The 8,053-nt window shown below is 52.0% G+C and carries 5 protein-coding genes; 2 read left to right on the forward strand and 3 right to left on the reverse strand.

All coding sequences use genetic code 11. The features are described from left to right. Positions 1 to 69 precede the first annotated feature (69 nt). On the forward strand, positions 70 to 1,515 hold the full coding sequence (pyk, locus tag F4Y64_09750) for a pyruvate kinase (GenBank protein ID MXX97881.1): 1,446 nt from the start codon (positions 70 to 72) through the stop codon (positions 1,513 to 1,515). Positions 1,516 to 1,517: 2 nt separating this feature from the next. Beyond that, positions 1,518 to 4,541 (forward strand): tetratricopeptide repeat protein, encoded by a 3,024-nt coding sequence (locus F4Y64_09755; protein MXX97882.1) that lies wholly within the window; start codon positions 1,518 to 1,520, stop codon positions 4,539 to 4,541. 132 nt (positions 4,542 to 4,673) lie between these two features. Here the strand turns inward: F4Y64_09755 and F4Y64_09760 are convergent, their stop codons facing one another. The 3 genes from F4Y64_09760 to F4Y64_09770 form a co-directional block, all read right to left on the reverse strand. Then, positions 4,674 to 5,360, reverse strand: a complete 687-nt coding sequence (locus F4Y64_09760) for a hypothetical protein (protein MXX97883.1) — start codon at positions 5,358 to 5,360, stop codon at positions 4,674 to 4,676. An 18-nt stretch (positions 5,361 to 5,378) separates the two neighbouring features. Next, positions 5,379 to 5,690 carry a hypothetical protein gene (locus tag F4Y64_09765; GenBank protein MXX97884.1) on the reverse strand — a complete coding sequence of 104 codons (312 nt, stop codon included), beginning with the start codon at positions 5,688 to 5,690 and terminating at the stop codon, positions 5,379 to 5,381. 253 nt (positions 5,691 to 5,943) lie between these two features. Next, entirely contained in the window at positions 5,944 to 7,299 is a 1,356-nt protein-coding gene (locus F4Y64_09770; protein ID MXX97885.1) for an IS1634 family transposase, read from the reverse strand. Positions 7,300 to 8,053: the final 754 nt, after the last annotated feature.

Consider the following 8,053-nt stretch of genomic DNA (forward strand, 5'->3'; position numbering starts at 1 on the left):
TTCAAGTAAGATATGCGCCCTCTTTGAAAGATACCAATCAAACGCAGATCTCCCATGATTCCCTCCACGATGCACCGCCATACGAAGATCATTTCGACTTTGGGGCCTGCCTCAAATAATCGTGACACGATTGCCGCCTTGATTGAAGCAGGCACGGATGTGGTTCGGCTGAACTTTTCACACGGTGAGCATGAAGATCATCGGAAGGTTGTTGAATTCGTTCGTGAGCAAGCGCAAGAACAGGGGAAACAAGTTGCAATATTGCAGGATCTTCAGGGCCCGCGTATTCGGGTAGGGGCGGTCCAGGATGGTTCGGTAACGCTAGTCGATGGAGCGGAACTGACGCTATCTGCATTTAATTCGGTAGAGGATGTGTCGTCAGAGGAGCACATCTATGTTAGCTATGATGCACTCGCATCTGATCTGGCTCCTGGAGGACAGATCCTTATTGATGATGGTCGATTAGTGCTTACCGTCACATCGATTTCAGGGGAAGATGTTCATGCACGCGTGGAGGTGGGGGGCATTTTGAAATCACGGAAGGGAGTAAACCTCCCCCATGTACGAACGAGTGGGCCCGCATTGACTGAAAAAGATCTTGCAGACCTTGAAGTAGGGATTGATCTGGATGTTGATTGGATTGCACTGTCCTTTGTACGTAATGAAACCGATGTTGTACATCTGCGCAAACATCTGAAAGCTGCAGGCCATCGGGCAGGTATCATTGCAAAAATTGAGAAGCCCGAAGCATTTGAATCCATTGACGAAATTCTAGCGGTCAGTGATGGCATCATGATTGCACGTGGTGATCTAGGAATTGAAATGCCGATGTCGTCCATTCCCCACGCACAAAAAAAGATCATACATAAGTGTCTCTTGGCGGGTAAGCCTGTCATCACTGCGACGCAAATGCTGGAGAGCATGATTGAAAGTCATACCCCCACACGGGCAGAAGCGAGTGATGTTGCGAATGCAGTTCTCGATGGTACGGATGCGGTGATGCTGAGCGGAGAAACTGCTGTCGGTGATCATCCAGCGCATGTGGTTGAGGCAATGGCTCGGATCATTCGATCGGCAGAAGAACACTGGTATGCACTGCCGGAAAGAAGCCGTGGACTCCCGGAAGAGTTAAGCTCGATTAAAGATTTTCAGGATGTCACGGATGCGGTGAGCCTAACTGCCTGTGAACTGGCCGCGCATGTAGGCGCACGAGCACTGGTTTGTTTGACTGCATCTGGGGCGACTGCTCGTGCACTCGCTCGACATCGTCCCCAAATGCCCGTCTATGCATTTACGGATTCCCCGCATGTCATTGGGCAGGTCGGGGTATTGTGGGGTACAAAAGCTTTTCAGATTCCTTTCCAGAGTGATACGGATGCGGGAGTCAGGCTGGTTCAGCAAACGTTAGTCAGTGAAGGGTATATCAGGAGTGGGGATACCATTGTGATTTGTGCTGGTATGCCACTTCCCCGGAAAGGACGCACGAACCTAGTTCATGTGAGCTATGTAGATTGAACATGATGCGCAATACCCCTGCGGCTCTTTTCTGTATGTTGCTATTCCTTGCTGGATGCAGCAGCACATCGTTCTTTGGATCCAGATTTAACGACTTTTCTGCGTACTACAACAAGTACTACAACGCGCAGCGTTCCCTCTCCGAGGGGATCCGGGGCTTTGAGGACAGGATGAGGGTTCAACCGATCGATCAGGATATATTCCTGCCTCTTTTTGGGCATGGTGATCAGGCATCCATGCAGCGGAAGCCGTTTGAAGATGCAGTAACCAAGAGTGCGGATATCCTCCGCAAGCACCCCAATTCAAAGTGGGTTGACAATGCAATCATGACGATTGGAAAAGCATGGTTTTTCACCAATAACTTTGTTGGAGCGGAAGAAAAGTTCAATGATATTCTGGAGTTGGACTCTCCCCTTAGGGATGAGGCGAATTTCTGGCTGGCTCGAACCCTGATTGCCAGTGGTGTTTACGAGGAAGCATTTACTCATTTACAGGCGGTTCTGAGTGCGGAAGACCTTTCAAGCCGTTGGGCACCTTACTATCAGTTGGCACTGGCTGAACTGCATGTGCAGAATGAGAACTGGGAGGAAGCTGCTGTGGAACTGGAGGCAGGGCTATCCACTATTCGTGACAGAGATCTGGCCGCTAGAGCTCAGTTTCTGGAGGGGCAGGTGCTGGAGCAACTGGGGCGATATACGGATGCGGTTGCTGCATTTGAGCGGGTACAGCGTCATAAGCCGTTTTATGAGCTTTCGTATGCAGCACAGTTCAGTGCTGTACGGGTCCTTTCTGATCATGTTGATCCAGATGAGGCAATGAGGAGGCTGCGGCGCATGGAGCGCGATGACAAGAATTATGAACATCGGGCACAACTGGCATACCTGCGGGGGCGTGTCCTGACTGAACAAGGTCGATATAGTGAGGCGCTTGAGGAGTATGATGAATTGCTCTATGATCCTACCGCTGGTGGAAGCCAGGTACGCGGACGGGTGCATTATGCACTCGGTACATTTTACAGGGATGTGTTTTCAGACTATCCCTATGCAGCAGCGCACTTTGATACAGCAGCCGGAGCCATCCAAGCACCTGGCAGCAGGCAGCAACCAGGTAGGGCAATCACGATCCCTCCCAAACCCTCACCGGGTGCGATTACTGACAGTGATGATCAGGCCCGGATATTTGGGAGCTTCTCCGAAGTACTCGACAGAATCGTATTAATGGACTCGCTGCTGTATCTCGGAACCCTGGATGACAGCAGCTTTGCAGCGGTTGTTACGGAGTTGCGCAAGCGCCGGGCAGAAGAAATCGAAGAGATGCAACGTGAAATGCGCCAGCGTCAGTCTGAATCCGCTTTTCGAGGTGGTGGAGTAATTATAGAAGATGACTACGGATTCGGGGCCGAAGTACTCGTTGCCGGATCGGAAGGGGAGGCAGGGTTTCTCTACCACAAGGATGAAGTGCGGATGTTGCAGGCCCGTCAAGATTTTCTGTCCATTTGGGGTGAGCGGCCATTGGCACCGAACTGGCGTCGTATTGCAGCGATTGAGGCGGCACAGGCGGAAGAAAGAACGGAGGATTCAGACGAGGATACCAGAGAACAGTACAGTGTAGGAAGGGTCATGCCGACAGTGGATGTGTCGGCGGTGCCGAGAACCCAGGAAAAATTCGACGCAATGCTGACGGATCGGGCAAATGCGAGATATGAATTGGCGAATGTACTCTTTCTGTCCATGAATCGGCCTGACTCGGCATCCGTGTGGTACCGAATGGTGATTGAAGAGGACAAGGACGAGTTGGTCGTGCAGCGGGCCTATTACGCTCTGGCGGAAGTCCAAAGGACGTTGGGAGATACCTTAGCAGCGAATCGCCTCTACGAAATTATTATCTCGGACTATCCGGAATCGGATCTCGCCGATCAGGCCTATACCCGTTTAGGGCGTTCGATTCCTGATCGTGCGTCTGCAGACTCTTTAGCGATGGCAGAAACGGCATACAAGAATTCTCAGGCTCAATGGCAACAAGGAGTCAGTGAAGAGGTCATCAACGATCTGTTTGAACTTGGTCTCGAATGGACCACGACTCCCGTAGCTCCGAGGGCACTGTACGCAGCAGGTAGAGCCTACCTTGAGTGGGCCGCCAAAGACAGTGTAGATGTGCTGGGTACGATGCCGGTTTCTACGAGTACGACACGACTGGAAGCTGCCGGGTTCTACCCGCGCATGGATTCCACGGCAACGGCAGAGGATAGCCTATTGACCCTGCCGATGCTCCTCAGATATATTCGATCCAATTATTCAAATTCTCTTCAGGCGGATCGCGCCAATCTCATGTTGGTGGCGCTGCAAGAGGACCAGAGGCGGCGCCGAGTCATTGCAGATTCCTTGGCAGCCCGTGAATTGGCGGTTGCTGATTCACTGCAGCGTGTTGCCGATTCACTGGCTCTGCAGCAACTAATCCCCACTGATTCACTCATACTAACGTTGGATAGTGATTCACTTGCACAGGTAGACTCTTTGAACATGGTGAGCGAAGTCGGTGCCGACTCGTCGCACGTAGGTGCTCTGGATTCCATGGCAGTCGCCCCTGAGGAGGGCAATGTCTCTGATTTACAGCAGGCGGGGATTGTATCGAGTGACGAGGTTGAGGCAGCGGTTGAACAGGACGCAGAAACAGAGCAAGAAGCTGTCCAGGAACCATTGAATGAGGAGGGATCTTCAAGTCTGGAGGTGACCAGTGATCCAGGCTTAGGGAATATTGACTGGTCCCTAGGGGGATATACGATTCATTTGATTTCCTACGAAGATCACGAAATGGCCAAGGCATTCGTTATAAATTTTGGCCGCTCACTTCAGGATGTCCAGCAAGCACTCGACATTTATGGGGCAGAAGTGCAAGGCGGGATCGAATTCAGAGTTGGCCTCGGACTGTTCAATACGGTTCGGGAAGCGGAGTCCGTGATACAACAATTGAGTGGGCGAATTCCAGGTGATGCACGGATCTCCCGGATACAGGGTACACAACAATAGCCTGAATAAATCCCAGAAATGGTGTTAGGAATTCAGATTTATTGAAGTCAAGTCACCCAATGCAAATTCACGGAGGCGATTCACAGAATAGAGGATGATCGGATTTACTGATCTCTGCGATCATTTAAACCTTCATTGCTCCCATCCAAAGGGATCAGGCGGAATATAGCAGCGCTTATCCCAGTCGTCCTGCGTTGGCCCTCCCGGGAAACCAATGAGTTCAGACCCGGCTTCACACCAAAGTCCTCCCTGGAGTTCGCAAAACTTTAGTTCAGGATAGATGATCCCGCTACGAGGATTCTCGTTGCAAATCTCAGGCTTCTCGCTATTTGATAGAACCGTCCTCAGATAGTCAAGGCCATTTTCGCCAGAACGACCTAGCATATTGAAAAGTGCAGATGTGGAGGGACTATTGGATCCCGGCTCTCTGGACTCGTAGATTTCGATGATTATATCATATCTATCTGCGATTACTAGGGCCTCTCCGGCATTCATGGCTTGCCAAGGTTCTCCGTCAACAAATATTCTCCCGACTTCCGTAGCAAATGCATCCAGTTCCGCCGCAGAATATGACTTATAAGCCTGGTTCAGCACGGCCGCAACTGCCCATGTTGATGTATATGGTCCTTCCGAATCTAAGAGTTCACGCATTGCTCTTTCGGGCGTAGGAGCTTTCCATTCTCCGCTTTCCATAATCATGCCCTGATAATGAGGGGATAGATCAGATTGTTGAGCAGAGGCCAATGAGGCAAATCCACAAAGTATTAGAAAAACCACAAGCCCTGTAGTACGCTGGCGAATAAAAAATATCTTGGTCATTCGTGTGAGTAATTAGAATTAACAGGGAGTACTTGCATCATGAGGTTCACTAGCAGAACCACCATAGACCCATGCACTACTGTACCGGTAAAAGCGGCTGGGGTAATCGATGGTCGGAGCCCATTGCCCGGCAGCCTTAAGCTTTTCCCAGTAGACGGGCCACAATCCACTTGGATCCAAGGTCTCGTAGATTAGTATTTGCCCGAAAAAGCCTTTTTTCGAGAATTTGAAGGTAAGGTAGCTGGCGTTTGGGTGAGAGCGGAGGGTCATTTTGAGGCGGGATAGTGTGGCCGTGGAAGAATTCGGCCCCTGCGCTCGCTGAACCGACATTGTGGTCCATTTTGGGCACCATTTTAGGGCCAACTGGACGCACTTCGGGCTGTTTTCGCTTGTTTTCACTACCAATCTGGGTGCCCGCCGGGCGACGTTAGGCCGCCTTTCGGCGTGCCTGGTGCCACGCCTCGTACCGCTTCTGCTGCGCCTGTACCCGACTTTGACATAAAAACTAATTTTGGTGCAGTCACAGGCCGATTTTGGCCTGTTATAGGTCCATTAGGTCACTACGGGAACTTGGTGTTTTTGTTCAGACGGTTGTGGTTACGGTGGGTAACGGGATCGGATCTATGTCTAATGCTTCATAGATCTGCCGCTGATAGAACTCGGGTTCGGAGGTGACTCGCGTGTGCACGGCACCTCCTTCCTTGAGTTTTTGAGTGTAGGTTGCTCGCCGTTGCGGGGACAAATGATTGCGAATCGTATTCCAGCACCAGGTCACGCTTTTTTGCCGCAGGCGGGTTCGTATGACCTGTACGACTTGATAGGCAAGCACGGTGATAAACAGGTGTCCTTCGACGCGATGTTGCGTCCGGTGAAAGACCGGACGCAATCCCAACTCGCTTTTCAGAGACCGGAAGACCGCTTCTAGATCGGTCAGCAGCACAAACGTCCGCCAAAACTGTTCGCTCGTATACTCCTTCACATTGGATCGCAATATGTACGTTCCCGGATCCGTCCACATGGTATTGTCTTTGGGCTGGGCCGTCCACTTGACTTCCACGGCGTTTTTTTTCTCCTCATCTGCAATCACCTCAATCTCGTAGTGCTGCCCAATCCCGTCACTGCGTTGCCTCATCCGATCAATCCGTGCCCGAACCAGATCCAGTCGCTTCCGGGTCCGCGGCCGGGATAGCCCTTCATGCAACTGCTGTAACTGCGTCTCAAATCGCTCCCGGCGACGGGCAATCATTGCCCGCTCCTTCTTCCCCCGCTGGGAGGAACGACAATAGATCCGAACCTCCTCCTTTGCCCGAACCTCATATACCTCCAGGTGATCGTTGAGCTCAAGGACCTGCTGATCCCCCGGATCAAATATGCGTTTCCGCTCTCGGCTGACCACCACATACTTGTACGTATGCTGCCGAAGCCATTGCACATTCTCTTCGGTGGCAACCCCCCGATCCATCACAACCACGGCCTCCCTGGGCACATTTAGCTCCGTCAACATGTGCTGCAACGGATGGCCCTCAAAGACATTCCCCTCAAAGAGCCGGGATCTGCAGACAAATCCACTGCCGTCCAACACCACCGCCAGGGTGATCAGACGGCAGTCACTCCGCTTCTCTTTGGAATGCCCATGCTTCGCCAACGGGATCTGCTCCGCATCCCCTTCCAAATAGGTGTTCGTTAGATCGAAGAGCGTCACCGTACGCTCCAGGTCAAACATCGTCATCGCCGCTTCGAATACATGATCCTCAATCTCATCCCGAACCTGCATCAATGCATCCGAAGCCCGGTACAACTGCTTCAGTGACATACGCGCAAACGAGGCGCCCAGAAACTCTTCCAGACCGCTCTCGGTGCAGAGCCATTTATAGGTCGCATGTTCGGAGGCGGGCCTTGCCAATCGCCCGATGATCAACCCCAGGACTGCATGGGTCATCTTGTCCGTAAAATTCAGCGCACGCAACAGACCGAGCACCCGCAGTTGTTCCAGTGCCCACAGCGCCACATGCTCAACCCCCACGCTGCGCGGATAGCGCATCTTCGTAGAAGATACATCCACCGTTTTCCAAACTGGTTCTCCCGATTCTCCTTTGGCCAGCTGTGCCTGTTCCAGACACTTCCTCCGCCGATCCAGAAGCTGCGCGACAATGCGCTCCGCTTCCTCTTCAAGCCGCGTCGGCAAGGGCTTCAAGAGCGTACGCTGGCGGTCAAGCAACTCTTGAATACGACTGCATAGAGAAGACCAGTCCCGTTCTCGGACCCAGAACTTGCTTCCCAGATTCAGAAGCGTTTCCTGTTTGACCCGGTTGCCGTATCGAACATTGTGGACCAATCGAAAGGCATAATAGCAGGTGCCATCCTGCATGGTACGGGTTTTGGTTTTTCGGATAAACATGGTCTTGGCGTGCAGGAATGGTGGGCCTACGCGGGGGATCGATCAATGTTCCAACAAAATAACGTATTATGGCACTACATCCCCCGGCCTCACACACCAACACCCGAAAGAATTAAGGCATCAGGGGCAAATTGGAGCCGAATACCGAAGACAATGCCAAAATTCGGAGACCTTGCCTTAATTAATTCGAAAAGAAATATATATTGAGACCCCGAACAACAGCCTCATGTCAAAGATGGGTTAACGATCTGGCCCAGCCGGTGGACATTCGCGGCCACCACGCCCAGGGCTACCG

It is taken from the genome of Rhodothermaceae bacterium (assembly GCA_009838195.1).
Taxonomy (GTDB): domain Bacteria; phylum Bacteroidota; class Rhodothermia; order Rhodothermales; family Bin80; genus Bin80.